Below are 3,260 nucleotides of genomic sequence, written 5' to 3'. Positions count from 1 at the left end.
GAAGCGCCGGCACGCATGCTCCGCGACGAACATGACAGCGACAAGCGGCAGCGCCAGATAATTGGCGAACGTCGACCAGGCGACCGTCGACGACGTCGCGAACAGCAGCGTGGACACGCCGGCGATCGCGACGAAGAACACCGTCCACGCCGCCGTGATGCGCCGCGTGTAGCGCGTGACGGCTGGCGTGAGCGCGCCGTGGATCGTCGTCGCGAACCGGGTGCAGAGCGGCACCTGCCCGGCCGCCAGCGTGCGGCCGAACAGCAGGGCCATCGCGAGGTTGAAGCTCAGATGCTCGACATACAGGCCCCACGCGAAATGCCGCGCGAGCGGCGCGCGCCCGAGCCACAGCGCCGCGCAGACGAGCACCCATAGCGGCAGCAGCCACGTGCGCCGCGCCGACCGCGCGGCGCCGGCGAGCGCGATCGCGAGCGGCGGCACGAGCGCCAGCGCGAGCCCCAGGCCGTGCGCGCCGGGCGTGGCGGCTGCGTAATGCGCGGCCGCCTGATAGCCTGTCACCGCGGCGAAGGCCGCCGCGCCGCGCGCGACGCCGCTCAACGTGCCCATCGCGCGCTCCCGGCAAACGGGCGCCGGACCGCACGCGGCTGCGGCGCGGCATGGCGGCGGGCATCGGGGCGGTCGGGCGCGGGGAGAAAAGGCATGCACGGCATGGCTGGGTACGTCAAAGCGGAGTGGGGCGCGGCACGGTCGCCGGGCGTGAAATCGTCATATTAATGTCATGCCCGGACGGGCATCCGGGCGGATGCGCGAAGTCCCCATTTTAGGGCGCTCCCCGGGTACCGTCCGGCTGCGCGGTGCCGGGTTTTGTAACTGATTGTATGGCTGCGCGCACGGCCCCTGGCGCACCCGATTCAATCCGGCGCGAAGCCGCTCAAGCGTCCCCCGCGTTCGCGTCCCAAAATGCGGGGCGTTGCCCGCCCGACCCTCTGTAACCTTTCTCGGTATACGCGCCGGGACCCTTCGTCTAGAATCCGCCTGAATTCTACTGAATGATCCCCAAATTACGCGGGCGGAGTAGCCGGCGGACTGCAGCGGACAGTGACATGCATGCGCGATCCGCGCGCCGGCGTCGCCGTTTCCATTTGCATCCCGTTGCCGTGAGCTGCCTGTTTGCAAGCATCATGAACGAACTGGAAAGAGAGCTCGCCGCACTGATCGTCGGCGAACTGAATCTCGAAGACATCCGACTCGAAGCCGTGTCCGCCGATACCCCGCTTTACGGGGAAGGCCTCGGGCTCGACTCCATCGACATTCTGGAAATTGCGCTGCTGATCTCGAAGAAATACGGCTTCGAGCTGCGCTCTGACAATCCGGATAACGAAAGGATTTTTGCGACGCTCGGCGCGCTCGCCGCCTACGTTGCCGCGCATCGCGTGCGATAACGGCGCGCGCCGCGCACCGATCGCGCTCCGGGCGCTGTTATCGGCGTGACACGAGACGCGTGCACACTGGCGCGGTACGGCGTTGCGCCGGAGGCCGGCGCGGTGGCGGCGGGATCGATGGCGAGCGGGGCGCGGCACGGGACGGCATGCGGCCTGGCCGCGGCGGCAGGGAAAGCGAACGGGAGGAGGAGTCGATGCGCGCGCTCGTGACGGGCGGCAGCGGCGCACTGGGGCAGGCCATCAGCGAAGCGCTGGCGAAGGCCGGCCACGAGGTCTGGGTGCACGCGAACCGCAATCTGGCGCAGGCCGAGACGGTCGCGCAGCGAATCGTCGCGGCGGGCGGCGCCGCGCACGCGATCGCGTTCGACGTGACCGACGCCGATGCGGCCGAGGCCGCCATCGCAAGCCTGCTGGCCGACGCGCCCGTGCAGATCCTCGTCAACAACGCCGGCATCCACGCCGATGCGCCGATGGCCGGCATGTCGCGGCAGCAGTGGCGCAGCGTGATCGACGTGTCGCTCAACGGGTTCTTCAACGTCACGCAGCCGTTGTTGCTGCCGATGATCCGCACGCGCTGGGGACGGATCGTCAATATCGCGTCCGTCGCGGCCGTCACCGGCAATCGCGGGCAGGTCAACTACGCGGCCGCGAAGGCCGGCCTGATCGGCGCGACGAAGTCGCTCGCGCTCGAGGTCGCGTCGCGCGGCATCACGGTCAACGCGGTGGCGCCGGGCATCATCGATTCGCCGATGGCCGGGCACGCGTTTCCCGCCGAGCGCATCAAGCAGCTCGTGCCGGCCGGACGTGCCGGCCGGCCCGACGAAGTCGCGGGCATGGTCGCGTATCTGGTGTCGGATGCGGCGGCCTATGTGACGGGGCAAGTCCTGTCGGTGAATGGCGGGCTCGCGTAACGCGGCGGGGCCGGGCGTTCGTCCTGTCCCCGGCACGATAATGCCGGCCGCGCCGAGCTGCCGGAAAATCCTAGAATTCCATCAGGTTTCACTTTCACCGCAATTGGCCGTTTCCATGCCCACGACCCACGCCTCGTCCACTCATCTCGTCCTGATTCCAAGCTACAACCCGGGCTTCAAGGTCGACGAAACGGTGCGCCGCGCTCGTGAACGCTGGAATCCCGTCTGGGTGGTCGTGGATGGCAGCACCGACGGCAGCGCGGAGCGGCTGCAGGCGATGGCCGGGCGCGATCCGGGGCTGCACGTGATCGTTCTGCCGGCCAACCGGGGCAAGGGCGAGGCCGTGCTCGCCGGGCTCGACGCCGCCGTGGCGCGCGGCTTCACGCACGTGCTGACGATGGACTCGGACGGGCAGCATCCGGCCGACCTGATTCCGGCATTCATGGCGGCGTCGCAGGCGGCGCCCGACGCGATGGTGCTGGGGGTGCCGCAATTCGACGCGAGTGCGCCGAAGTTGCGCGTGCGGGCGCGACGGCTGTCGAACGTGTGTGCGGACATCGAGACGCTATGGGCGGGCATCGGCGATTCGCTGTATGGCTTTCGCCTTTATCCGGCCGCGCCGCTGGCCGCCATCATGCATCGGCAGCGATGGATGCGCGGCTTCGATTTCGATCCCGAAGCGGCCGTGCGGCTGTGTTGGGCGGGCGTGCGCCCGATCCGGCTCGATGCGCCCGTGCGCTACTACCGCGCCGACGAGGGCGGCGTGTCCCACTTCCATTACGGGCGCGACAACGTGCTGTTGACGTGGATGCACGTGCGGCTCGTGTTCGGGAGCCTGCTGCGCTTGCCCCTGCTGATCGCGCGGCGCTTCACGCGCGGCGCGTAGTTCGCGGCGCGATCCGGCTTCCCCGCATCCGCATCCGCATCCGCACCCGCACCCGCACCC

The 3,260-nt window shown here is 69.4% G+C and carries 4 protein-coding genes; 3 read left to right on the top strand and 1 reads right to left on the bottom strand.

The features are described from left to right. Positions 1-567 (bottom strand): membrane protein (locus tag LIG30_RS01980; RefSeq protein ID WP_038709219.1); only part of this gene is annotated, 567 nt, incomplete at its 3' end. 575 nt (positions 568-1,142) lie between these two features. Between LIG30_RS01980 and LIG30_RS01975 the strand changes: the two genes are divergently transcribed. The 3 genes from LIG30_RS01975 (at position 1,143) to LIG30_RS01965 (ending at position 3,200) form a co-directional block, all read left to right on the top strand. After that, positions 1,143-1,403, top strand: coding sequence for a phosphopantetheine-binding protein (locus tag LIG30_RS01975; protein ID WP_038709223.1), 261 nt, complete (start codon positions 1,143-1,145; stop codon positions 1,401-1,403). Positions 1,404-1,597: 194 nt separating this feature from the next. After that, positions 1,598-2,314 carry a 3-oxoacyl-ACP reductase FabG gene (gene fabG, locus LIG30_RS01970; protein ID WP_038709221.1) on the top strand — a complete coding sequence of 239 codons (717 nt, stop codon included), beginning with the start codon at positions 1,598-1,600 and terminating at the stop codon, positions 2,312-2,314. A 115-nt stretch (positions 2,315-2,429) separates the two neighbouring features. Then, positions 2,430-3,200, top strand: a complete 771-nt coding sequence (locus LIG30_RS01965; RefSeq protein WP_038709217.1) for a glycosyltransferase family 2 protein — start codon at positions 2,430-2,432, stop codon at positions 3,198-3,200. Positions 3,201-3,260: the final 60 nt, after the last annotated feature.

Origin of the sequence: Burkholderia sp. lig30 (genome assembly GCF_000687455.2) — a bacterium.
Lineage (GTDB): Bacteria > Pseudomonadota > Gammaproteobacteria > Burkholderiales > Burkholderiaceae > Burkholderia.
Note: the sequence above shows the minus strand (reverse complement) of the source record. Positions and strands in the feature narration are given on the sequence as shown.